A 22272-nucleotide genomic window follows, 5' to 3' on the forward strand; every position below is an offset into this window, starting at 1 on the left:
GATCCAGCGACTCGCGCTAGCGCTTCTGCTTGCGGCGCCGCAGCGCCTTCTCGTGGACTCCGTGGCAGTCGACGCACTCCGTGGAGAGCGGGCGATAGCGCACGAGGTCCGGCTGGTTCGGAGCCGTCTGCGGCTCGGGCTTGTGGCAATCCGCGCACGCGACGGCCTCGTGGGCCTCGTCGAGCGGGAAACGGGACTCGAGGTCGTGGTCGAAGCTGAGGACGCTGAACGCCAGCGCGCTCTCGTGGCACTTCACGCAGTCCTTGGGCCTGGGCGCTTCGAACTGGTCGCCGTGGGGCGATTCGTGACAGCTCGCGCAGCCGGTTCCCGCGGCGCGGCGCCAGGTCCGACCGATCTCGTCGGGGCGGCGCATCGGCTCGTGGCAGCTGGAGCACTCCGTCGCCGCGTGGGCGTCGGCCAGCGGCCACCCGGTCCAGCGGCCATGGTCGAAGCCGTGGGGCTGATCCCGGAAGGACGCCGTCGTGTGGCAGCGCGCGCAGTCGGAGCGGCCGTCGATGGACGCCGGGAGCCGGCGCCGGTCGAACTGTCCCTCGTGCACGTCGTCGTGGCAAGAGGCGCAGCCCTTGACCTCGCCGTAGAGGTCGGCCACGGCGCCGAAGAGCCGGCCGGTTTCGTCGGGGTTCTCGCGCGGCGTGTGGCAAGACGTGCATTCGGCGACGCCGTGGGCGCCGGTGAGCGCGTACCCGGTCCAGCGCTCGTGGTCGAACTCGGCGTCCGTTCCGATCCGATGCGCCGTGCCGAAGGAGTTCGTGTCGTGGCAGCGCGCGCAGTCGCCGTGCTTCAGCGCGAGCGGCTCGTCGGGCCCCGCGGGCTCGGCGGCGAGCACCTCGTCGAAGAACCCGCGGTGCGCGTCCGCGTGGCACGCCTCGCAGCGATGGGCGACGCCGTGGAAGCGCGCTGCGCCGCCCAGCTCCTCCGCTGGCCCGTGGCAGGCGGCGCACTCGGACTCCAGGTGCGCGCCCGTCAGGGGCAGATCCGTGCTCGCATGGGCCTCGACGCCGAACGTGTGGGGCTCGAAGTGCGTCCGAGCATGGCAGGCGAGGCAGCCCTGTTCGTCGACGCTGCCGCCGAGGAACGCCACGAGGCTCTGCGTGGAGTCGGCGCTCACCGGGGCGAAGGCGAGCCCCTGGAACTGCCCGCCATGCACATCGTCATGGCACGCCGCGCAGGTGTCAGCGTCGCGGCCGGGATAGCGCTCACCGTAGGCCAGCGCCGGCTCGTGGCACTGCGCGCAGTCCTGGACGTCGTGGGGCGCGGCGAGCGGGAAGCCGGACGCGGCGTGGAGCGCGGGCGACAGCGCTTCCGCGTCTTCGGCAAACGACAGGTGCTCGGAGGCGTGGCAGTTGGCGCAGAGCTGGTTCGCGGGAACGCCGCGCAGGGTCGCGGCGCGTGCGACGCCGCTCGTCGCCGCTGCGTTCAGCACGAACGATTCCGAGTGGGGGACGTCGTGGCAGACCGCACAGCTGCGATGCTCCGGCCGCGCACTCTCCGGGCCCCGCAGCGCGGCGATCGAGTGGGTGCTGCCCTCGGCGTGGCATTCGGCGCAGGAGAGCCCCGCGTGGCCGCCTTCGAGCTCCAGGAACGTCGAGTGGTCCACGAAGCGCTGGGCTTCGAACGTATGCTGGTCGTGGCAGTCGACGCACGACGTCTGGTACCGGCCCTCGTGAACGTCTTCGTGGCAGCTCACGCACGCCTGGCGGAGCCCGAGGAAGCGATGGGCTCCCTCCGGCACCGGCTGTGCCTCCGCGTGCTCATGGCACTGACTGCAGTCGAGTTCCATGTGCGCGCCTTCCATCAAGAAGCCGACGAGGCGATGCTCGAACTGCTCCGGGTCCTGCACGCCCGCGCGGGCGAAGCTCAGGTCGTTCACGGCCATGAAGCTGGCTCCGTGGTGCTCGCTGTGACAGGCGGCGCAGTTCTCTGCAACCGTGGCATCGAGCATGCCGTGCAGACCGAGATCGTTCTCCATGTGGACCTCGATCAACTCGTGGCACACGAGGCAAGACGACGTCATCGACGAGGTCCAGCCGCCGTGGCACTCCGAGCAGCTCTTGTCGCCCGCGAGACCCTCGATGCGGCCGTGGGCGGCCGTCAGCTCACCGGGCGCGGTCTTGCCGAAGTCGACGACCGCGGCGGAGATGACGGCGGCGAACGACAGCACCGCGATCAACGTCTTGGGGGAGGGACCCTTCATCAGCTTCGGCCTCCGATGAGCTGGCCGTAGAAGATCGCGTGGCCGATGTGGAGGAGCGCCAGCACGACCATGAGCGCGGCCACCCAGCGGTGCGCGTAGCGCCAGGTGCCGAGCACCGCGCGGATGTCCTCGAGATGGGCGGCGTGGAGCGCGGTGTGGTAGCCGCGCTCGGTGAGCTTCAGGACGCCGTCGATCTGGTCCCGGCTCAGTCCCTGCTTCGTCCCGCTCGAGTGGAGCTCGACGAGTGCGCTCTTGAGCGCCCGGTGCCCGGTCAGCATCGCGCCGATCCGGCCGAGAAACGAAGACTCCCACTGGCGTGTCCGCACGAGTTCGCCCAGCTTCTCGCGGGCTTCCGCGCCGAACGCCTGGTGCTGGCCGTCCCACGCGCCGGAGAGCGCGGAGAGCTGGAACTTCACCTCGTCGATCTCCAGCTCGCGGCCGTTCGCGGCGCGCGGGACCCAGGCGTAGAGGTAGCGGCCGATCGAGCCTGTCACGAGCAGCGCGAGCAGCGCCCAGAGGGCGTGGCTCCCGACCGTGTTGCGCGGCGCCATCGAGGCGTGGAGGAGCGCGAAGAGAAACGCGAGGATGCCTGTGGCGATGTGGCTAGTCATCCACGCCTTCAGCGAGCCGATCGGCCAGCCCGCGAACTTCGCGGCAAAGGCCGGGGCGCGGCGCACGAGATAGGCGAGGTTCACGGCCACGAGCGTGATCGAGCCGATGCCGAGCCAGAGCCCGAGACCGCGGCCCGGGCGCAGCAGCTCGTGCTTGATGTGCGCGGGGCGCTCGAAGCGCGGGAGCCCGTAGTAGTCGCCGTGGTAGACCGCGAACGCGAGCGCGAGGAGCGTCAGCGCGAGCGCGGTGGCCAGCGCGTGGACGAGTCCGGTGCCTTCCTCCTCGATGGCCTCGCTGGCGGCGCGCAGGCTCGGGTCGAAGGACACGCCCGCGGCCTCCAGCACGTCCACAGGGGCGATCCCGCCGACCATGATGAACACGTCCTGGTTGGGGAGCGCGTACCGCTGACCGGCGGCGTCCTGGAGCGTGACGGAGGTCTCGTCGATGGCCACGGCGGTGGTCTCGAAGTACAGGGTCAGGCGCCCTTCGGAGAGCGCATCCTGCAGGCGACGCTCGTTGACCGCCTTGATCCGGATGAACGCGGCGCGCCGATAGGAGAGCGCGACCTCGGTGCCGACCTGCTCCGACAGCGCGATCGCTGCCTCCACGGCGCTGTCGCCGCCGCCGATCACCATGACCTGGCGCCCCGCGTAGGAGCGAGCGTCGAGCAGGCTGTAGGCGACCTTTGGAAGCTCTTCGCCCGGTATACCGAGTCGGCGCGGCGCCCCGCGTCGGCCGAGCGCCAGGCACACGTGTCGCGCGCGGATCTCCTGGGTGCCCGTGTGGACGATGAAGGCTCCGTCGTCGGAGCGGCTCAGTCGCTCGAAGGTCTCGTTCCCCTGGATCGGCAGCTGCTGCTCGTCGATGATCCCGTGCCAGAGCTCCATGAGCTCCTCCTTCGAGTACGACGTCTGGCGGAACTTGCCGTACAGCGGGATCTCGATCGGCTGCGTCGTGACGAGCTTGCGGCGCGGGTAGCGCGCGACGGTGCCGCCGGGGCGGGCCTCCTGGTCGATCGTCAGGAAGGAGAGGCCGTGGCGCTTGGCTTCCAGGGAGGCCGCGAGGCCTGCGGGCCCGGCGCCGACGATGCAGAGATCGAGGACCGCGGTGTCCTGCCCGGCGCTGCCGTTCATGCGCGTGGCGACCTCGGCGGCGACGGCGACGCCGTGGTCGATGGCGGTCTTGATCAGCGCGTGGGCGGTGACCTCGCCGGCGAGGAAGAGGCCGGGGGTGCCGACGGCTTCCAGGTGGGGGTCCAGCGCGGGGATGTCGCGGCGCTCGGACGTGTCACCCATGGTGATGGTGATCGCGTCGACGGGGCACTCGCGCTCACACGCGCCTGCGCCGATGCAGCGCGCGCCGCGGACGACGGCGGCCTGTCCGTGCACCATCTCCAGCACGCCCTCCTCGGGGCAGGCTGCGACGCAGGTGCCGCAGCCGAGGCAGCGGGACAGGTCGATGACGGGGTGCTGGAGCTCGGCCTTCGCGGCTCCCTGCTCGACGGCGACGTCCCGGCGCTCCAGGGTCCGCGCCATCGCCCGGATCTCGGCGCGGCGGTGCAGCGCGACGAGGACGGCGAGCGTCAGGACGCCTGCCATGGCGGCGAGAATGGCCCAGCTCATCCGGGACCCCCCTGGCCGAGTTCGGCGTGGGGGTCCGGAGAGGAGCGATCAGACGCGCCAGGACGGAAGGCGCGCTGACCGAGCCGTGGGGACGGCGCTCGGTCCGAGGGGAGCATCGGAGGGAGATCGACACGATCCCCCTGGACCTTGAGCCCTCAGATTCGCCTCCCGGGAGGCGGACGGACGTTTCTTAGACGCCGGCTTTCTTGTAGCCGAAGTTGTGGAAGCTCGTCGTCGCGTCGGCCTTGGTCCAGACGCCGACGCCGCCCGCCTCCGAGAGCTTGGAGTCGATGACGTCGAGGAGCATTTCGCCGTCGAAGGAGCACTTGATGCGGCTGCCGATGTGCTGGATCCGGATGGTATGCCAGCTATCGGGGTCCGGGTGCACCTTGGCGGTCGCGAGCTGAAGGCGCTCGCCGCCGACGACCGAGTACACGCGGAAGTTGTCCTCGAGCGGGTTCCAGCGGGCGACGTAGTAGTCAGAGGCGCTGCCGATGCGCCAGGCGGGTCCGCCGCCCTGGTCTTCCTCGCCACCATCGGCGCGCACGGTGACCGTCAGGTCCACGTCTTTGAGAGAGATGCTGGGATCCCAGAAGAGGTTGAATGTCTGCCCCGCATGCTCCATCGCGTTGACGAGCGCGACGCTGTTCGGGAGGGAAGGCGCGCCCTCGTCGGAAAGCACCTGCCAGACGGCTTGCGCCTGTCCGTCGCGGGGGTTGGTGGTGTCGGTCTTCCAGCCCTGGACGACGCCAGGCTCGAAGGTCGAGAAGGGCGCGATCATGTCAGGATCCAGCGCATCCATCGAAGCGTCGTGGGAGGCGCAGGCGCCCAGGAACGCGAGGGGGAGGGCGAGTGCGGCGAGGCCAGCGGAACGGAGCATGAGCGCGGAGGGTTTGAGGTGGGTCATCGGGGTCGATTCGGTCAGTAGGGCATGTCAGCGGCGACACAGGGGAGGATGGTGCCGCTGGGTGCTCTCAGTATGCCTCTGGGAGAAGCGGCCGCAACTTTGCACACCCCCCAATGGACGCGCCTCCGGATCATTTCACTCGTGCAATGATCCGGAGGCGTCTTCAGGACGTCGATTCGGGGTTGAATGCGGAATCAGGTGCCGCTCAGCCTTCCCCCGAAGAGGTCATCCCAAGTCGCTCAGTTGAAGTCGATCTGGAGACCGTTGGTGAAGTTCGACGTCGGGCCCGTGGCGCTCGAGTCGCGGTGCCACGCCTGGAAGTTCCAGGTCTCGCCCGCAGCAATGGAGACGAGCCCGGTGGGGGTCGGAGTTTGCGTCAGGTCGAGGGCAAGGGAGAAAGACCCAGCGGCGCCGGTGTTCTGAATCTGACCTGCACCGACATAGCGGCCGATCGCACCAGAGAGGCACAGGTTGCCTGAGCTGCCCGCCGGGTTCATCACGAAGCCCTGCACCTGGCTGGTGATGAAGAAGCCGAAGGAACTGGTCGGCAGGTTCGTTGCGTTCAGCGTGACGTCGTTGGCTGCGGCGGAGACGCTGCCTGCTGCTGCGAGGCTGCCGGTTGCACCGGTGGAGTTCGGGTTCGCCATGCAGTAAGGAGTACCGAGCCCACCGCCATTGACACCCGTGAAGGTGCCCGCGCTGAAGACCTCGCTGCCGAGGATCGCGTTCATGGGCGGGTTGGGATCAAACATCATCGTCGCCGTGTCGAGGTTGTGAAGCGGCGCAGGCTCGTCCTCGAGGTACCAGATCGTGCCCGATGGATCGAAGGCAATGCCGTCGATGTCCGTCTCCCCGGTTGGGTACGGATAGGTGATGGTCTCGGAAGCAGTCGTGATGTCGAAGACAACGATCCCCGTACCCGAGTTGCCCTGAGGGTCGGTGTAGCCCGATGCGTCGTTGGACCCAAGCAGAAGCCCGGTCGCCGGGTCGACGCTCAAGCCGCCAATGTCGATCGTCGTCGAGCTGTAAACCAAGACGGGAGTCGCCTCGTAGGTGACGAGGTCGATGGTGTACAGCGCTTCGGTGGCGATGTTTCGATGGCTGTAGAGCACGCCGTTCTCGTAGGCCAGCGCGGTCATCGTGTAGAGGGTCGTGGTGCCCGCCTGCACGATCTGTCCGAGCGAGGTAGCGGCGCCACCTGCGCTGGCGAAAGGTGCGGTGAAGAGGTTGCCGCCGTCGTTGATGTAGTAGATCGACGCTGCTGAGTCGTCAGCCATGCCCCAGCTGTCCGAGCCCGTGAAGATGGGACCGGTGCTGACGCCGGACGCGGTGTCGAGGAAGAAGTTGTCCATCATCCCGACGTCGTCGGTTCCGTAGGCAACCTGGGCGGAGGCGAGTGACGGGATCAGGAGCGCCGCAAGGGGCGTGAGAAGTAAGCGATTCATGGAGGGATTGCTGGTGAGTCGGAAACGAAGAGGCCGCAGCCCGTCGATGGCGGGAGATTCGATGGCCTGGGAGCCACCACTCAGGATCGAGTCATGGCTTTACGCCATTCGCCTCCCGACTATCGCGAGTCGAGCCAATCTTCTTCCAGACTAGCACGGTTGTCGGATTCGTCGTGTTGGCATAGGCTCCCGGTCCGGGAGGCTGCTTATCCGCCCGTAAAAGCGGACTTTACACTTTGAGGAACGTCATTCTTGGAGTCGCCGCGCTGCTCGTTGGAGTCGCGGCGATCTATGTCCTTTCCACGCGGGAGGAAATCCGCGGATCGACTCCCAGTGCTCCAGCTACCGTCGACGACGATCCGCCGATCGCAGGGGGCCCTACAGACCTTGCTGCGCTCCAGACGTCAGAGGCACTTGATGCCGTTCGAACGGCCGCGCCCCTTCCCCGGGCCACGCTGTGGCTCGTCGAGGTCGAGGGGGGTGAGCCAGGGGAGTCGACGCTCGCCGAATGCAGAGCGACTCTTCTCGTGGATTCGACCGGAGTTCCGGTGGAGAGCGATGCTTCGTACCTCACTGGAGCCGCCGGAACCCCATGGGACGCTCCGCTTGCGGGAACGTGGGAACTGACCGTCAAGGTCGCCGAAGTCGAGAAAGCGCGGCGCCAGGTCGTCCTGCCCGGAGGAAGGGCGACCCGCACCTTGATCAACCTGGATGCGCTCGTGAGGCTCGACGGATGGGTGCGCAACGTACTCGGCGAGCCATGCCCAGCTTTCTTCGTGGGCTTCGTGCCCCGTGGGGGCCCTGCGCCCACTTCGGCTCGTGATTGGCTCGATCATCCCCATGCGCGCTGCGACGCCCGCGGGCGATTCAACATCCAGTTGCCTCGCTCTGGAACCTTCCGACCGTTCGCAGGGTATGGCGGTCGCGTGCTCGTGGAGGATTCGACCGCTACCAAGCTGCTCGACACCAGTTCACGGTTCCTCACGCTGACGACTCCGGTGCCGACGCGTCTGACCTTGATTGCGCGCGAAGAAGTGGGCGATCTCTTGCCTACTGGGTATGCGGTGTCCGTGTATCGCCGGAAGGCGATCATGGACCTCTTGAAGCCGCTTCCTCCGGAGCCCGAGGAGCAGCCCATTCCGGACCCAGACGATCCATCGCTGGATGCGGATCAGCGCAGTGAACTTCTCGCGGAACTGGAAGCGATGAAGCAAACGGTGGATGAGGAGGCCGCTCTCAGGCGTCGCCGCGTGGTCCCCGAGGGCTGGCGAGTCGACAGGAGTGGCGTGTTGAGCGTCGACGGCGAACTGCAGTTGACCGATCTCCCGGCCGGGGAAGAACTCCGATTTGCCGCGGCGCGTGGCGGCGAGCCATTCTTCGTGACGGGCTCCGCGTTCGTGGACCCGTTGCTTCCGACCCGCGTGATCCTGACGTTCCCACCGGCGCTAGCGCCGGGCACGCCCGCTCCGACCGAGCCGCGCTCGGCGTCGCTCGAGACACAGACAGGGACGGTTGAACCGATCATCGCCCCCGTAGGTGTGACCTGGCGATGATGGAGCCTCGACTCACGCGAAGCAGCTTCACGGCCATAACTTCAAAGGCAGCCGCGTCGAATTCCTCTGCAACTTTTGAGACACTTGCGCGCCATGCTTTCAGTCAGATCTCACGCGCTCCTATCCTTCACCAACGCTGTCACGATCGCCGTGATAGCTGCCTCGGCATCCTCTAGCGCGGCGATCGCCCAGGAGGCGCCCGTCGATCGGCCGCTCGTCATCGGGACGAAGGAGGCGGCTCCGTTCTCGTTCCGGGTGGACGGCGGGCCCTGGCAGGGGATTAGCATCGACCTCTGGCGCTCCATCGCCACGGACCTCGGGCTGGAGTTCGAGTTCCAGGAAGCGCCGCTGGCGGATCTCGTGACCGGGCTGACGGACGGCCGTTTCGATGCCTCGGTCGCAGCGCTCACCGTGACGCCTGCCCGCGAGGTGCTCGTCGACTTCACGCACGCGTTCCATCCGTCGGGGCTCGGTATCGCCGTTCGCGCGGATGAGAACTCGTCGGGCCTGATGGCCGTGCTCGGCAATCTCTTCACCGTGCAGTTCCTGAAGGCCGTGGCGACGCTCTTCTTCGTGCTCTTCCTCGGCGGGGCCGTCGTTTGGCTCCTGGAGAGGAAGCGCAACGCCGAGCAGTTCGGAGGATCGCCGGCCCAGGCGCTGGGCTCTGCCTTCTGGTGGTCCGCCGTGACGATGACGACCGTGGGCTACGGCGACAAGGCGCCCGTGACGGCTGGCGGTCGGATCGTCGGCGTGATCTGGATGTTCGCGGGCGTGATCACGATTTCGGGGCTTACCGCCACGATCGCATCCGCGCTGACCGTTTCGCGGCTGGAGCACGCGATTCAGGGGCCGCGCGATCTGGTGGGGGCGGGGCGCGTCGCCTGCGTGGCAGGCTCCACCGGCGAGGCCTATCTGGTCGAAGAAGGCATGCCCACGGCGCCGTTTCAGACCGCACGTGAGGCCATCGAATCCGTGGCCTCGGGAACGCACGTGGCCGTGGTTTACGACCAGCCCATCCTCCGCTACCTCACGCTGGAGGGCTTCGAGGACGAGGTCGAGGTGCTTCCCGCGACGTTCGAGCGCCAGGACTACGCGTTCGCGTTGCCCCTGGAGAGCCCGCTGCGCAAGCGGCTCAACCGAGCGCTCCTCGAGCGACTCAGCGGCGAGGACTGGCTCGCGATGAAGCAGAAGTACCTGGGGTCAGAGTGATGGGGCCCTGGCGCTGGGGCCCACGCAAGGAGGGCCTGGACCGTACACCGGTCCAGGCCCTCCTTGCATGGCTGGCGGCGCCTCGGGTCAGACGATGCCGGCGAGCTTGCGGTACGAGGCGTCCATCTGGGTGACGCGCTCTTCGTCGATGCCCATCTTCCCAGCGGCTTCCTTGGCAGCTTGGAAGGCCTCGTCGTTGCGCTGGCCGCCGGCGTAGACGCCGCCGAGCGCTTGCTCGAAGAGGAACTGCTGGGCTTCGTTGCGTACGGCGCTCGACTGCTCGGCGCTGAGGCCGAAGCCCGTGGAGAGCTCCTCGAGCCGCGCGACCTCGGCGTCGGCGAGTTCCTCGTCGCTCATGGCGCAGGCCCACGCGAGCATCATGATCGATCCACGGACGGCCTCGCTCGTCTCGGAAAGCTCAGCGGGGGTGAGCTTGTCACGCCTGGCGAAGTCCTCGACCGTGCCGAGTTCCGGGTCGATGAAGTCCGCGATGAAGGCGACCTCGTCGGCGCTGATCTCACCGTCGGCGGCGCTGAGTTCCACGAGCGCGCGGGCGAGAACGCCCTGGTCGAAGCGCTCGGTGACGGGCGCTTCTGCCAGGCGCTTCTCGAAGCCGTTCGCGGGCTTCTTGATCGCGGTCCATGCGCCGGTGGAGGGGTTGTGCTTGAACTTCGCCTGGACGGCGGTGAACGCGCCCACGACGCCTTCCTGGACCTCTTCCTTGGAGAAGGCGGTCTTCTGCTCGGCCTGGGCCATGCTGCTGTTCGCGACGTCGCGCGCGATGCGACCGGCTGCTCCGTTGCCCAGCGCGTCGGCGACGGCGCTCGTCACGGAGCGTCGCAGGCTGGACCAGAGGTTCTTTTTCACCGAGCGAGTGGCCTGCGACTTCACGGTGCTGGATCGCTTGAGGGAGCCTGTGCTGGGGACCTCCACGCCGGTCTCGGGGCACGTGAAGACCACGGAGACCGAGGTTCCACGGACTTCCTTGGAGGAGATGAGCGGCTCGAGGCTGGAGTAGGTAGCGGTAGTCATGGGTTGGGGATCGGCGGGTTCGTCAGGAATCTTGAGAGGGGAATTCGAGAGGTCCCTGGCCATCGGGCGGAACCCTCTCCGATCCAGTGAACCCCCTGCATGGAGCGCCCGCGAGGGGCGATGACGGGGGAATTGGTCGCCGTGACGGACCGGTGACAGGATCGGCGAACCAGCGCCGCCGTGCCGTGCATGGAGGCACCGCGTCGCCCGCGCCGATAGACTCCTGGCATGACTCAGCCGTCCCCGGCCAGCCTCTTGACCGTCGCCGAGCGCACGCCGCTCATCACGAACGACGCGGTCATCCTCGGCATCCTGATCGTTCTTCTGAGCCTCGTCTTCGCCACCGAGAGCAGCAGCCGGGCGATCTTCCGCGGCTTCTATCGCTTCGTGCCAGGGCTCCTGCTCTGCTACTTCCTGCCGGGGCTCCTCGGCAGCTTCGGCGTCATCGATGCGGAGAACTCGGAGCTCTACTTCGTGGCGTCGAGGTATCTCCTCCCCGCGAGCCTCGTCCTGCTGACCCTGAGCCTCGACCTGCCGGCGATCTGGCGTCTCGGTCCGAAGATCCTCGTGATGTTCGCCACGGGCACGCTCGGCGTGATGATCGGTGGGCCGATCGCGCTCCTCGCCTGCAGCGTCTTCGCTCCGGATCTTCTCGGGGGAGCCGGGCCAGACGCCGTCTGGCGCGGGATGACGACGGTCGCGGGTAGCTGGATCGGCGGAGGCGCGAACCAGGCCGCGATGAAGGAGGTCTTCGGCGCAGGCGACGCGGTCTTCTCGATCTGGATTGCGGTCGACGTGCTCGTCGCCAATCTCTGGCTGGCAGTGCTTCTCTACGGCGCGGGCATCGCGAAGCGCATCGATGCGTACACCGGCGCCGATACCCGCGCCATCGAGGAACTGAAGCTGAAGGTCGGGACCTACCAGGCCGAGAACGCGCGGATTGCCAGCAGCAACGATCTCTTCTCGATCCTGGGGATCGGCTTTGGAGCGACCGCGCTCGCCCACGCGGGCGCCGACCGCCTGGCCCCCTGGATCTCGCAGAGCTATCCTGGACTCGCGAAGTTCAGCCTGACGAGCGGCTTCTTCTGGCTGATCGTGATCTCGTCCGCGCTCGGTGTCCTCGCGTCGCTGACGCCCCTGCGCCGGCTGGAAGCCGCAGGAGCCTCCAGGATCGGCAGCGTCTTCCTCTACATCCTCGTGGCGACGATCGGCATGAACATGAACCTGCTGGCCGTCGTGGACAGGCCGGTTCTCTTCGTCATCGGCTTCGTCTGGATCTCCGTTCACGCGCTGTTGATGCTGGGCATGGCGAAGCTCATCAAGGCGCCGTTCTTCTTCGTCGCCGTGGGCAGCCAGGCGAACATCGGCGGCGCGGCGTCGGCCCCGGTCGTCGCGTCGGCTTTTCACCCGGTGCTCGCGCCCGTGGGGGTGATGATGGCGGTGCTGGGCTACGTGGTCGGAACCTACGGTGCGTGGCTTTGCGGGCTCGTGCTGCAGGCGATCGCTACTTGAGCGTTCAGACCTGCGGCGTGGCAGCCGGCAGGAAGCACTGCCGCGCTAGTTCCAGCTGGAAGCCGATCTCGTCCTCGTCGACGCAGCTCTCCAGGATCACCGTCGTCTCGGGGACGAGCGAGGCGAGGCTCTGGAACTCGTGCACGACGCCGTACATCAGCGGCTGGTGGCCGCAGCTGTGGTCGAGCTGGCTCAGGTGGATCTGGCCCACGCGCGAGCCGATCGCGCGGAGCATGCGCCGCGCTTCGATCAGGCTCGGATCCACCTGGTAGACGTGCGCGAGATCCAGGCAGACACGCGCCTCCGGAAGCTCGGCGAGGATCTTTTCCATCTCCGCGGTCGTGCGCCCGGTTCGCTTGCGCCCGTCGGCGTTCTCGATGAAGACCTTGTCGCCCAGCGGACGCCACGCGCTGGCGTCTAGGATCGCCTCGGAGTGCACGACGATGCCCTCCACGAGCTGGGCGATGCCAGCGAGCCGCTCCGCGAGCGGGCCCTCCTCGGCGGCGTCGAACTTGCTGGGCGCGTGCAGGCTCACGTGCCCCCCGTACCGCGCGAGGTCCAGCGTCGGCAGCGCCTCGATCATCTCCTCGAGCTCGTGCATGCGCAGGGCCGAGATCTCGACGCCGCTGACGTCGTGGGCTTCGAGCATGCGCAGGGCCGCGCGGAAGTCGCCCTTGGTCAGGGCACCGGTGGAGTAGCCGTACCGCATCCTAGAAGACCCCGTAGCGCTGAATGGCATCGGAGAAGAGGCTCTTCTCATCGAAGAAGAACGCCTGGACCGCGCGCCCGAAGTCGCGGCCGATCACGCGGGCGCTCTGCCAGATCTCGTCCGTGTCGGCGTCCGCTCGGCTGAGCTTCTCCAGCCTCCCGCGCTGATCGGGGTCGTCCACGAGCGCGAGGAAACGGTCGTACGCTTCGAAGAGCGGAGCCGCCAGTGCGTCCATGTCGCGCGACTCGGCCGTGACGCTCGCCAGCAGTTCCACGGGCGTTCGCTCCACGTCGGCGACGAGCGCTTCCAGCAGCTCCGCGCGCGCCTCGGGCGATACGTCGTTGCGCGCGTTCTCGGGCGTCGAGTGCACGCGTCGAAGGCAGAGCGCCAGCCCGGCCGCGAAGATCAGCTTGCGCGCCGTGCGCAGCTTGAGATTTCGGATCGCCCAGCCGCGGTCGCCGCGCTCGCGAGCCTTGGCCGCGAAGTCCACCGTGACCGTGCGCCAGTAGCGAACGACGTCGTTCAAGAGCACGTGGGGGATCCGGTCATAGGTGACCGCATCGTCCCCGAGGTAGGAGTCGAGCACGCTGCGCACGACGCGCCGATGGACCGCGGCGCCCGCGCTCGGCCCGATGGGGGCGGACTCCAGGAGAAGCAGCACCCGCTGGGTCGTGATCTTGTTCGTATCGGTATCGCCGCCGATCCGGTGGACCAGCTCATGGCTGAAGGCCATCGTCCCGAACGCGCCGCTCGGGTTGGGCGGCTTCGTGTCGGAGTCCGCCAGGGTGGTGCGGATCCGGTGCACGCTGGGCCAGTGGTCTCGCTTGGCGGGGCCGTCCACCAGAAGCGTCCAGTCGAGGTCCGATCCGCTCGTCACCTCCTCGCGCGCGAGCGAGCCGAAGGCGACGATCGCCGCGTCCGTGGTGCCGCAGCCTTGGAGGTTCTTGCGCAGTCGGCCGCGCTCGTCCCGCGCGGCCTCCTTGGCCGCGCGAATCGCGGCCCAGTCGGCTCCGAGCCGCACTTGGAGTTCTTCGAGGAGTGACGCCATGGGGCGAGGATCATGGGGGGCATCGAGGTCTGACGCAAGGCTGACCCATCATCCCGCTCCCATCTCGCTGGCGAACGGCGGATGAGCCTACCTGCGTCCCTTGAAGAGGTAGGGCGACTCGTCGATCATGAGCATCGCGTCGTCTTCGTCGCCGCAGGGGTGGCAAAACCGCTCGGCGACGGTTCCGTCGTCGAAGTGAAGCGTGAGCGTATGACCTTCCAGCGAGTAGGTTCCCCTGGTAGAGGGTTTCTCGGATCCCGTCACGCCCGAGGTCGTGGAGCCGCCGGTTTCGTGGCTGAAGCTGGCTGCAAAGTAGCCGGAGGACTCGAACTTGCCGGTGCGCGTGAAGACGATGGTCTTGGAGCCCGAGAAGCTGCCGCTGCTGAAGGCGGTGGAGCCGGTCGACCCGTAGATGTAGGTGTACCGGCCGCGCAAGCGCCTGCGCTCCAGCGGCGGGAGCAGCAGTTGTTCCGAGCCGTCGATCTCTAGCGCCTTCACCTTGGACTTCTCTCTCGTCTCCCTGCCCGCTCCGGCATCGCCAGCGGGCTCGAACTCCAAACGTCCCTCGACCTCGTCGAGGAAACCGTACTCATCCAGAGTTCGAAGGATGAGTCTGGCTTCGTCGGAGCCCTTCTTCCGACGGATCTCGTAGACGCCAGCGTCTGTGGGTTCCTCCCGCAGCAGCTTCTCCCAGTCAATCCGGTCCAGGCGTCCATCCGCCGGAATGGTCCGGGTGTAGTGACCGTCCGCCGCCAGGTACACGTATTCGACGTTCGTGTCGAGGTCCATGCCGCCGAACGCGTTGAATGTGTTGACCAGGCTCGTCGTGTAAGCGAGCGCATTGATTCTATCGACAGAGGCGCGTGGCGTCATCGGATCGAAGATCGGGTCCTTCGCCGAAGCGAACCGAAGGTCTCGCATGAATGCCTCGAACTCGGCCTCGCGTTCGTACTCGGCGACGCCGTCCGCCGTGCTGAGGTAGAGGACGAGTTCCAGGGCACTCTTCGGTTTCATGGCGAAAGCACGCGCTTCGACGCCGCGCTTGAGCTCATCCGACCTTGCCCAGTCACGCACATAGGCCACCGGATAACCCTGCCTGGCCTCGGTGAGGGTGACGTCGTCCAATGTGACGTCGAAGCCGAATCTGTCCGCGCTCAGAAGCGTCAGCGCCGACTGTTTCAGCTGCCCGCGCGTGCCGCGGACCTGCATCAAGGCGATCTGGCTGATCTCGCCATCCTCGTCGACGTGCGTGAGGTGCAGGTAGGTCTCGCCTGCTCTTGGTTCACCCTCCGTGGCCGTCTTGATCTTCCAGCCGCGGGGCAGGTGGAAGCGTGCATCGCCCACTTCCTGAAGCTGCTTCTCCAGCAGCGGTCCGTCGCCTGGCAACAACGGGGCGGCGCCTGTGCCAACCGACGGTCCCATCCACACGGCGGCCACGAGGCCCATTTCGAGAACCACTTTCATGGCGCCATGATACGTCGTTCCCGTTGTAGCCTCTGCCCCGCCATGGGGGATGAAGAAGAACAGACAGCGCTCACGGCGGCGCTCATCAAGCTCGTGCTCCTGGCGGCCGTGGTGACGGCGCCGATCTTCCTCTTCGGCGAGGGGTTCGAGCCGAAGTACCTGTGGCGCGTCGCCGCTTCCAACGGCGCGTGCGTTCTGCTCTGCCTCGGGCTATTGGCGCTCCTGAAGCGGGGCCGCACAGCGCTCGCCGCGGGAACCCTCGTCTACGGCCTGCTGGCGCTCGTGGGCACGCTCGCCTGGTCGAACGGCGAGCCGGTCCACGTGAACGTGATCAACTTCACGCTGGTCGCCGTGCTCGCGAGCGTGATCGCCGCCCGCCGCGACCTGCTCGCGGTAGGCGCGATCTCGGCGGCGCTGATGGTCGGCATCGCCTGGAAGCAGCCTGCGGGTCAGCTGACCGGAGAAGCGCTGGAAGAGGCCCGGTTCGAGTCCATCGTTCAGTTCCTTCCGACGTTCTGCGTCGTGATCGGCGTGCTATGGATCGGTCGCAGAGCCCGAGGCCCCGCGACCGATTCCTCGATCAGTTGAACTGACCGCGGATCTCGCCGGCGGGGTTGTCGCCCGGGCTGCCGGAGGTGGTGTCGTCTCCGTCGCTCGTTCTCACGAGGAAGTAGACGTTGCCCGCTTCGAGCTCTGCGCTGAGCGCATCGAGGGGATAGTCGGCGAGGGGGCCCGTCAGCATCGATCCGCGCACGTCCATGGTGAGCGTATCGCCGCCGAAGCTACCGCCCGCGGGCGCCAGTGGCCCGACGACGGTGGCGACGGCGGGGCCATTCTCCCCTGGGCCCCCAAGGCGCAGTTCGGCGCCGATCACGTTCTCCAGGTTGCGCTTGGCGAAGACGATGCGCAGGAGCGTTCCGTTCTCGCGGAGCAGCGCGCCCACGCGGGCGGTCGCCGGCGTCGCCACGGCGGGCACGACGTTGCTGCCGTTCGTGAGGGCGGTGTAGGTCCGCTCTGCCGTGATCGCGGGCGCGCGGCGCATCCGAATCATCACATTGGCGTAGCCGGGTCGCGTGAACTGTCCGTTCCGATAGCGGAAGTCGTCCAGGATGCCGCCGCTGCCCGCCGGAAGGAATCCGGGGTGGAGCTCGACCGTGCCGCCTTCCACGGTGCCGGTGTCAGGCATCATCTGCCCGAAGAACGCGGTGTTCGCGGGCAGCTCGTCGTTCACTTCCGAACCGGCGTCCAGGACGTCCGCATCGATGAAGTCCTCGAAGATGAACTGCCCCTGGGCGTCGTACACGGGGTGCGCCATCGGGTTTCCGTTGGCGACGAAGGCGTCGTTCGACGGCAGCACCATCGACGCATAGGCGAAGAACTGGCTGCCGGGATCCATGGGATTCACGAGCAGCATCCGGAACGCCCGGTCGCCGGGCGCGATCGGGCCATTGGGGCCGGGGATCGTGGCCTCGAGGCTGCCTGCGCCCGAGGCCAGGAAGCTGCTCGCGATGAAGCCGGTGGCTCCGTCCTCGGCGAGACGCTCCAGGGGAGAGCTGACCGGCGCTCCCCGGTCATAGAGGTCGAACTGGCCCCCATGGAAACCCACCCAGAACGGCGTCTGGAAGGTGCCCATGGACGGTGCAAGGTTCTCGATGCTGATCGCGATGCGATCCTGCGCCGATGCGGCGGAGACGAGGGTAAGGGCGAAGAAGAAGGTGGAGGAGTAGCGAGGATACAGTGACATGAATCGTCTGGAACGCGCACGTTCCTTCGGTGGTGGAGGTCGAGGTGACGCGGGGTCCAGCCGAGTTCGAGTCGAGCCTCTCGCCGTGACGAAGAGTTTTCCGAAACCTGTATTTCCGGCAAGCGTGCGGCAAAGCGCCCGGGCCGGAGCGCCCCTATCGAAGTGCCCCCACCGAAGCGCAGAGGCCGAAGCACTCTGGCGCACTACATCCGCTCGATCGTCGCCACTCCCAGCAGCGAAAGCGCGTGCTGGATCACCCGGCCGGTCGCGTCCACCAGCTGCAAGCGCGTCGCTTTGAGGGCCTCGGTCTCGGCGTGCATGACCGAGCACTCCTTGTACCAGCGGCTGAACTTCTTGCTCAGCTCGTAGGCGTAGGTGCACACGATCTGGGGGAGAAGCTGCTCCGCGGCCCGCTCCAAGTTGCGGGGATAGTCCGCGAGGAAGCCGATCAGGTCGCTCTCCAGCTCGTGGTCCAGGAGCGCCCAATCGACGGAGCCGCTGTCCACTTCGCCGACCTGGCGCAGGATCGAGCGCGTCCGCGCGTAGGCGTACATCATGTACGGGCCCGTGTTGCCGCTGCGCGCGCTCCACTCATCGAGGTCGAAGATGATCTTCGAGCTGTTGACCTGGTTGAGCATGCCGTAGCGCATGGTCGCCAACGCGATCCGGTGGGCCGCTTCGTCGATCTCCTCCTGGGGCCAGTCGCCGATGTACTTGTCGAGGAACTCCTCGCGAACCTTCGAGAGCAGTCGCTCTTCGAGCTGCGAGAAGAGGATGACGTTGCCCTTGCGGCTGCTCATCTTCCCGTCCGGCAGGACCACCTGGGCGTAGCCGAGGTGCTGGCACTTCGAGGCCTGCTCGTAGCCCATGAGCTCGAGGCACTTGAAGACCTGCTGGAAGTGCAGCGTCTGCGCGTCATCCACCACGTAGAGCGATCGATCGACGCCGAACTCATCGAACTTGCGGCGGGCGAGCGCGAGATCGCGCGTCGCGTACAGCGCCGTGCCGTCCGTCTTGATGAGCACGCAGAACCCGAGGCCGTACTCCGAGAGGTCCGCGCCGATGGCGCCTTCGGACTCCTTGAAGACGCCGGTCCCGAGGTGTTCGCGCACCAGCGCCTTGGACTCCTCGCCCAGCTCGGACTCGAAGAAGTCGTGATCGAACCGCGAATCGATCCAGCGATAGATGCGCTTGAACTCGTCCATGGACCAGTCCTTCGTTTCCTTCCACTGCTCCCAGATCTCGCCGCTTCCGCTCTCGATGGCCTGGAGCACGGCGCTGACCTCGGCGTTGCGGCGACGGAACTCATCGAGCACCTTCACGTCCGCCGGGAGCGCGCCGTCCTTGCGGTATACCTCGGCCACCTCTTCGCCCACGGCAGCGTCCGCCGGAAGCACCGCGATGGTCTCGTTGTCGTCAGAGATTCCGAGTTCGGCCTCGCTCAGGAGCATGCCGGTGGAGAGAACGCCCTTGCGTTTCACCACGCCGACTTCCTTGCCGGCGATCCGCTGGCCGGGCGCCGCGTACGCGACGCGGTTCCCCGCTGCGAAGCCGCCAACGCCCGCCACGACGGTCACCGTCTCTCCGCCGAGGCGGACCTCCGCCACGTGCCACTTCGGCTCCTCCGCGTGCGGGGCGCACGAGACGACCTCGGCCACGAGCACGCCGGGACGCGGCGCGCGCGTCAGCGTGTCCAGGGAGAGGAGCTCGGTCGCGGTCGAGTACTGCTCACCGAGGAACTCACCGCGGTGGGTGGTAGGGATCTCGCCCTGGAACTGCGTGCGCAGGTGCCAGAGGCACTTCGCGACGTGGGTGCCCTCGTCGCCGATGTAGTTGACGGGAACGACCTCGTTGCCGACCCAATCCAGGAGCCGCGCGATCGAGTCGCCGAGGGAAGCGTTCCGCAGGTGCCCCACGTGGAACGCCTTGTGGGTGTTCGGCTGGGAGTACTCGACCATCACCTTCTCGCCTCGCGCGTCGCGACGGGCGAGGAACGGGCCGTCCAGGATGGCCGGAATGGTGGCGCCCGCGAGCTCGGCCCGCGCCACGTAGAAGTTCAGGTACGGCCCGGCCACGACGACCTTCTCGAGGCCTGCGGCGCTGAGCATCGTCTCGGTGATGCCCTCTCCGAGCTGCGTGGCAATCTGCGGCGGGGCCTTGCGGAGCACCTTCGACAGGCGAAAGCAGGGGAAGGCCAGATCGCCCATTTTGGGATCCTTGGGGCGCTCCAGCCAGCTCTCCAGGTCCGCCGCGGCCATCTCCGTGTCGAATGGGGCGGACGCCAGGAGCCCTTGGATCATCTGCGCGATCTCTGCTTCGTACTGCATGCGCGGTAGGGAACCAGAGTCGCGTCGGAGAGCGGCCAAGAAACGGACGAAAAGGCGGCTCTGGCATTGCGGACACGCGCCGGATCGAGGACCGCATGGATGGGCCTGGATCGTCGACCCACCGTTCGTTTTTTGTTCATTTTATCTATTCTGGAAAAGCCAGCGCCTCGGCTAGGCTGAGGTTCTTCCCGGTCCAGGTCCGATGGGGGCCGCCGACGCCAAAATCCCTTCCTTCTCGCCATGCAACGTGCCCTTCTCTCGCGAGTCCTGCTCGCCGCCGCCATCCCGGCCCTGTCGCTCGCCCAGACCGCCAGCCTCGAACCTCTCACGGTCCAGCCCGAGCGCGTTCCTGGCCCCGTCCGGAACGCGGGCATCTATCACGTGGCCACGGGCACCTGGACACGCACCGGACCCACGGTGGCCTCGTTCGGGCCGGACGTGATCTACGACAACACCTCGCCCAGCAGCTACTTCACCGCGACCGGCATCCGCGGAGGGTTCGCGCCCGGGGGCCGCGTCAGCGATAGCGGCGGCCTCCCGGGGTCGTCGAACGGAGGCACGTTCCAGAGCCAACCGAACCGCGAATGCTACCGCGTCAATGCCTTCGAGATCGGGTACTGCGACATGGGGAGCCCTGGCTCCAGCGGGTGGACGTTCGAGTTCATGGAGGCGTTCAGCGCTTGCCGGACGACGAACCCGATTCCTGTGACGGCCTCCGTGACCGTCACGGGCTTTCCCGCGGCCGGAGGATGCTGGACGATCACGATCGACCTTTCGGGAGGGCAAGAGTTCTCGATGAGCGCCGACGGAGACCCTGTCGATGGGAGCTGGGACGACGATCCCAGGGTCGACACTTTCGGCTTCCGCCTGGCCTACGCTGGCTCCGAGCCGAACAGCCTGGCTCCCGCTGGTTGGCTCATTGCCGGAGATCCGAATTCGACGGATCCCCGGTTCGCGCAGACGCCTTTCGGCTTCCAGGACGAGATCACGGACGGCACGGGAACCTACTTCGGTCCGCCGAGCCTCTGCAACGGTGCCGGGTCGGGGTACCTCAACGAAGACATTTGCTGGGTGGAGGACTTCGTGAACAGCGGCAACACCCGATGCTTCTTCTTCGGAGGCTATCGGAACATGAATCCGTGTAGCGGCGCGATCGGGGGGCCGCTGGCGGCGGTGCATATGAAAATCCATGCGTCGACGGATCCGTGCCCAACGGAGGCGTTCGAGGCGTACTGCGCCGCACGGCCCCATGGTGAAGGCCTCAAGTCGCTCCTCACCGTCGAAGGGTCGCCGGTCGCGTCGGACGACTCCGTCGTGCTGATCGCATCGAACGTGCGAGGCAACGCGCTGGGCTACTTCTTGACCTCGCAAACGTCTGGATTCGTGGCCCAGCCGGCGGGAAGCGAGGGCAACCTCTGCCTGGGCGGAGCCATCGGCCGCTTCGTGGGCCCTGGCCAGGTCAAGAACAGCGGCCTCGCCGGCCGCATCGAACTCTCCACTTCGGCGGGCGAATGGTCCACGCAGTCCATTCCGAGGCCGACCAGCAGCTACGCCGCTGCCGCCGGAACGACAAGCTACTTCCAGCTGTGGCACCGCGATTCTTCCAGCGCGGGTCAGCCGACGTCCAACTTCACCAACGGAGTGGCGGTGATCTGGCAATGAGCCAGCAGTTGAGTCACTGGCGGGCCTGGCCTGCCTCTGCGGAACCCTAGACTAGGTGCCGCGCGCTTCCTCAAAGAAAGGTGATCGCCAGCCCGTCGGTGAAGTTGGAGGTCGGGGTTCCCGTGCTCCCCGTGTCGCGGAACCAGGCCTGGAAGTTCCAGGTCTCGTTCACCATCGCGGAGACGAATCCGTTCGGCTGGGGGATCATGCCGAGATTGACAGCAAGGGCGATCGTGCCCGCGGTGCCCGCCTGCTGGATCTGCCCGGGTCCGACGTAGCGACCCACGCTGCCGGAGAGGCAGAGATTGCCCGCGCTGCCCGCGGGGTTCGCCACGAACGCCTGCGTCTGGCTCGTGATGAAGAACGCGAAGGAGAACGGCGGGAGCCCTGACGCCTCGAGCGTGAGCTCGTTGTCGGCCAGCGTCTGGCTGCCGCTCGCGCCCATGACGGCGGGCGCTCCGAGCGAGGTGTTGTTGGCCATGCAGTAGTTCGTGCCCGGCCCGGTCGGCTCCGAGAACTCCAGCTTCATCACGATCAAGCCCTGGCCGTACCAGCTATCGGGCTGGGTGTAGCTCGATACGCCGATGGCCTGGGTGAAGGCGCTCGGGACCGTGTCGAGGCTAGCATTCGATCCGCAGCTGTTGCCATCGTGGCGGACGGTGAGCAGGAGGTCACCGCCCTGGTAGACGTATGGGGTGGAGAACGGGAGCATCATCCCGAACGCGTTGACCTGGGGACTGACCGCGCCGCCCGGGAAGTACGCGCCGGACAGCGAGATCGGACCGCTACGCACCAGCGTCAGGTCCGGCCCCAGATTGTCGGTGTAGGTGGTGCTCAGCGAACCCGCGGCGTTCTGCGACTGCGACAGGTAGATATCGTAGTTCGTCCAGGAGCAGGTGGATCCGCTGCCCGGCCAGTCGGAGTACGAGATCCACGTGGGGCGCCGCCACGTGATGCCGGTGATCGTGCTGCCGGCGGGGACGCTCATCAACTCTTCGGGTCCGATGACGACCTGGTAAGAGCGCGGCATGCCGTGCAGTAGCGTGCTGTAGCCGCCGGACCCCGCCGTGCTCGGAGCCTGGTTGGGAATGACGACTTCGTTGGCGAGGGCGGGCGCTGAGAAGAGAATGGAGCTGACGAGTAGGTGCTTCATCGGAAGGTGGGGGAGAGGCTGGGGTCGGGGTGTCGTCCCCCGATCGTAGGGTCCCTTT

16 protein-coding genes are annotated in these 22272 nt (G+C 67.2%); 5 read left to right on the forward strand and 11 right to left on the reverse strand.

The genetic code is table 11. The features are described 5' to 3' along the window. Nucleotides 1–16: 16 nt before the first annotated feature. From Poly30_RS06215 to Poly30_RS06230, 4 genes are all read right to left on the reverse strand, one after another. Nucleotides 17–2215: a cytochrome c3 family protein gene (locus tag Poly30_RS06215; protein WP_145195367.1), complete on the reverse strand. Its 2199-nt coding sequence runs from the start codon at nt 2213–2215 to the stop codon at nt 17–19. After that, complete coding sequence (locus Poly30_RS06220; protein WP_145195369.1) at nt 2215–4449, reverse strand: NAD(P)-binding domain-containing protein; 2235 nt, start codon at nt 4447–4449, stop codon at nt 2215–2217. Before Poly30_RS06220 ends, Poly30_RS06215 begins: the two co-directional genes overlap by 1 nt. A 190-nt stretch (nt 4450–4639) precedes the next feature. Beyond that, the gene (locus tag Poly30_RS06225; RefSeq protein WP_145195371.1) at nt 4640–5356 is read right to left on the reverse strand and encodes a hypothetical protein; all 717 of its coding nucleotides are present in this window, start codon (nt 5354–5356) and stop codon (nt 4640–4642) included. 239 nt (nt 5357–5595) lie between these two features. Continuing rightward, complete coding sequence (locus Poly30_RS06230) at nt 5596–6801, reverse strand: hypothetical protein (RefSeq protein ID WP_145195373.1); 1206 nt, start codon at nt 6799–6801, stop codon at nt 5596–5598. Between the two features lie 236 nt (nt 6802–7037). Between Poly30_RS06230 and Poly30_RS06235 the strand changes: the two genes are divergently transcribed. Both Poly30_RS06235 and Poly30_RS06240 read left to right on the forward strand, forming a co-directional pair. Then, nucleotides 7038–8354 carry a hypothetical protein gene (locus Poly30_RS06235; RefSeq protein ID WP_145195375.1) on the forward strand — a complete coding sequence of 439 codons (1317 nt, stop codon included), beginning with the start codon at nt 7038–7040 and terminating at the stop codon, nt 8352–8354. 150 nt (nt 8355–8504) lie between these two features. Next, a complete protein-coding gene (locus Poly30_RS06240; RefSeq protein WP_419191019.1) occupies nt 8505–9563 on the forward strand; it encodes a transporter substrate-binding domain-containing protein in 1059 nt (352 codons plus the stop codon). Nucleotides 9564–9650: 87 nt separating this feature from the next. Here the strand turns inward: Poly30_RS06240 and Poly30_RS06245 are convergent, their stop codons facing one another. Beyond that, complete coding sequence (locus Poly30_RS06245; RefSeq protein WP_145195379.1) at nt 9651–10595, reverse strand: tellurite resistance TerB family protein; 945 nt, start codon at nt 10593–10595, stop codon at nt 9651–9653. Nucleotides 10596–10823: 228 nt separating this feature from the next. Between Poly30_RS06245 and Poly30_RS06250 the strand changes: the two genes are divergently transcribed. Beyond that, complete coding sequence (locus Poly30_RS06250; protein WP_145195381.1) at nt 10824–12107, forward strand: DUF819 family protein; 1284 nt, start codon at nt 10824–10826, stop codon at nt 12105–12107. A gap of 4 nt (nt 12108–12111) precedes the next feature. On the opposite strand, the gene Poly30_RS06255 is transcribed toward Poly30_RS06250, so the two are convergent. The 3 genes from Poly30_RS06255 to Poly30_RS06265 all read right to left on the reverse strand — a co-directional run bounded on the left by Poly30_RS06255 (nt 12112) and on the right by Poly30_RS06265 (nt 15328). Beyond that, nucleotides 12112–12846, reverse strand: a complete 735-nt coding sequence (locus Poly30_RS06255) for a sugar phosphate isomerase/epimerase family protein (RefSeq protein WP_145195383.1) — start codon at nt 12844–12846, stop codon at nt 12112–12114. Further along, complete coding sequence (locus tag Poly30_RS06260) at nt 12818–13864, reverse strand: nucleotidyltransferase domain-containing protein (protein ID WP_145195385.1); 1047 nt, start codon at nt 13862–13864, stop codon at nt 12818–12820. Before Poly30_RS06260 ends, Poly30_RS06255 begins: the two co-directional genes overlap by 29 nt. 87 nt (nt 13865–13951) lie before the next feature. Next, entirely contained in the window at nt 13952–15328 is a 1377-nt protein-coding gene (locus tag Poly30_RS06265; protein ID WP_145195387.1) for a lipocalin-like domain-containing protein, read from the reverse strand. A 6-nt stretch (nt 15329–15334) separates the two neighbouring features. Here Poly30_RS06265 and Poly30_RS06270 point away from each other — a divergent pair, with 6 nt between their 5' ends. Further along, nucleotides 15335–15916 (forward strand): hypothetical protein, encoded by a 582-nt coding sequence (locus tag Poly30_RS06270; protein ID WP_145195389.1) that lies wholly within the window; start codon nt 15335–15337, stop codon nt 15914–15916. Here Poly30_RS06270 and Poly30_RS06275 read toward each other — a convergent pair. Next, entirely contained in the window at nt 15909–17072 is a 1164-nt protein-coding gene (locus Poly30_RS06275) for a spondin domain-containing protein (protein ID WP_145195391.1), read from the reverse strand. The genes Poly30_RS06270 and Poly30_RS06275 overlap by 8 nt on opposite strands. 203 nt (nt 17073–17275) lie before the next feature. Next, a complete protein-coding gene (gene argS, locus Poly30_RS06280) occupies nt 17276–19399 on the reverse strand; it encodes an arginine--tRNA ligase (protein ID WP_145195393.1) in 2124 nt (707 codons plus the stop codon). A gap of 240 nt (nt 19400–19639) precedes the next feature. On the opposite strand from argS, the gene Poly30_RS06285 reads away from it, so the two are divergent. Further along, on the forward strand, nt 19640–21061 hold the full coding sequence (locus tag Poly30_RS06285; protein ID WP_145195395.1) for a hypothetical protein: 1422 nt from the start codon (nt 19640–19642) through the stop codon (nt 21059–21061). A 70-nt stretch (nt 21062–21131) separates the two neighbouring features. Here Poly30_RS06285 and Poly30_RS06290 read toward each other — a convergent pair whose 3' ends face one another. Then, complete coding sequence (locus Poly30_RS06290) at nt 21132–22214, reverse strand: hypothetical protein (RefSeq protein WP_145195397.1); 1083 nt, start codon at nt 22212–22214, stop codon at nt 21132–21134. Between the last annotated feature and the right edge of the window lie 58 nt (nt 22215–22272).

The organism is Saltatorellus ferox, assembly GCA_007751475.1.
GTDB lineage: Bacteria > Planctomycetota > UBA1135 > UBA1135.

What these genes read in the sequence shown, in the direction of transcription:
- Poly30_RS06215 (WP_145195367.1), bottom strand. Translation starts at nt 2,215, where the DNA reads ATGAAGGGTCCCTCCCCCAAGACGTTGATCGCGGTGCTGTCGTTCGCC.
- Poly30_RS06220 (WP_145195369.1), bottom strand. Translation starts at nt 4,449, where the DNA reads ATGAGCTGGGCCATTCTCGCCGCCATGGCAGGCGTCCTGACGCTCGCC.
- Poly30_RS06225 (WP_145195371.1), bottom strand. Translation starts at nt 5,356, where the DNA reads ATGACCCACCTCAAACCCTCCGCGCTCATGCTCCGTTCCGCTGGCCTC.
- Poly30_RS06230 (WP_145195373.1), bottom strand. Translation starts at nt 6,801, where the DNA reads ATGAATCGCTTACTTCTCACGCCCCTTGCGGCGCTCCTGATCCCGTCA.
- Poly30_RS06245 (WP_145195379.1), bottom strand. Translation starts at nt 10,595, where the DNA reads ATGACTACCGCTACCTACTCCAGCCTCGAGCCGCTCATCTCCTCCAAG.
- Poly30_RS06250 (WP_145195381.1), top strand. Translation starts at nt 10,824, where the DNA reads ATGACTCAGCCGTCCCCGGCCAGCCTCTTGACCGTCGCCGAGCGCACG.
- Poly30_RS06255 (WP_145195383.1), bottom strand. Translation starts at nt 12,846, where the DNA reads ATGCCATTCAGCGCTACGGGGTCTTCTAGGATGCGGTACGGCTACTCC.
- Poly30_RS06260 (WP_145195385.1), bottom strand. Translation starts at nt 13,864, where the DNA reads ATGGCGTCACTCCTCGAAGAACTCCAAGTGCGGCTCGGAGCCGACTGG.
- Poly30_RS06265 (WP_145195387.1), bottom strand. Translation starts at nt 15,328, where the DNA reads ATGAAAGTGGTTCTCGAAATGGGCCTCGTGGCCGCCGTGTGGATGGGA.
- Poly30_RS06270 (WP_145195389.1), top strand. Translation starts at nt 15,335, where the DNA reads ATGATACGTCGTTCCCGTTGTAGCCTCTGCCCCGCCATGGGGGATGAA.
- Poly30_RS06275 (WP_145195391.1), bottom strand. Translation starts at nt 17,072, where the DNA reads ATGTCACTGTATCCTCGCTACTCCTCCACCTTCTTCTTCGCCCTTACC.
- argS (WP_145195393.1), bottom strand. Translation starts at nt 19,399, where the DNA reads ATGCAGTACGAAGCAGAGATCGCGCAGATGATCCAAGGGCTCCTGGCG.
- Poly30_RS06285 (WP_145195395.1), top strand. Translation starts at nt 19,640, where the DNA reads ATGCAACGTGCCCTTCTCTCGCGAGTCCTGCTCGCCGCCGCCATCCCG.
- Poly30_RS06290 (WP_145195397.1), bottom strand. Translation starts at nt 22,214, where the DNA reads ATGAAGCACCTACTCGTCAGCTCCATTCTCTTCTCAGCGCCCGCCCTC.